The sequence below is a fragment of the Adlercreutzia sp. DFI.6.23 genome, assembly GCF_024462535.1.
GTDB lineage: Bacteria > Actinomycetota > Coriobacteriia > Coriobacteriales > Eggerthellaceae > Adlercreutzia > Adlercreutzia rubneri.
The window spans coordinates 1-306 of sequence record NZ_JANGBP010000433.1 but is presented as its reverse complement, the minus strand read 5'-3'; the positions used below and the strand labels follow the sequence as shown (position 1 = coordinate 306).

At 60.5% G+C, this 306-nt stretch carries 1 protein-coding gene; it reads left to right on the top strand.

Annotation, left to right across the window (positions count from 1 at the left end):
• Positions 1 to 33: 33 nt before the first annotated feature.
• Positions 34 to 306, top strand: a 273-nt coding sequence (locus tag NE591_RS14015; protein WP_256156950.1) for a hypothetical protein, incomplete at its 3' end; no start/stop codon positions are given.

Genomic DNA, 306 nt, shown 5'->3' with positions numbered 1-306 from the left:
CATCAAGGAGGCGTCATCATTGAAGATAAAGAGTTGCTCGAGAAGATCATCGCGAAGCAGAGCGTCATCATTCCGGCCATGGAAAAGACCGGCGAGACTAAGGACATCCCCGAGAAGTTGCGCCACGCCATGGCCGCGGCCGAGGAATGGGCCGACGTCATCGAGAAGAAAGAGGGCCGCGACACGGAAGCCCGTCGCTGGCCAGTGAAGCAGTTCGCCGAAGAGGCCCACGAGCACATCGCCCTGTTCGATCACGAGACGCGACAGCAGATCCAAGAGTACTGCGAGCTGGTGGCCCGCCTCCCC